The organism is Achromobacter sp. 1012554356 (assembly GCF_059760815.1).
The window spans coordinates 1-207 of the sequence record NZ_JCBANC010000157.1 but is presented as its reverse complement, the minus strand read 5'-3'; the positions used below and the strand labels follow the sequence as shown (position 1 = coordinate 207).

1 rRNA gene is annotated in these 207 nt (G+C 54.1%); it reads right to left on the bottom strand.

Features of this window, described 5'->3' with window-relative positions:
- Positions 1-12: 12 nt before the first annotated feature.
- Positions 13-207 (bottom strand): 16S ribosomal RNA (locus AC6LJW_RS29550); the annotation flags it as partial.

The following is a 207-nucleotide window of genomic DNA, read 5'->3' as shown; positions in this document are numbered from 1 at the left end:
ACGTAAGCTCTGAAAGGAGGTGATCCAGCCGCACCTTCCGATACGGCTACCTTGTTACGACTTCACCCCAGTCATGAATCCTACCGTGGTAATCGCCCTCCTTGCGGTTAGGCTAACTACTTCTGGTAAAACCCACTCCCATGGTGTGACGGGCGGTGTGTACAAGACCCGGGAACGTATTCACCGCGACATGCTGATCCGCGATTA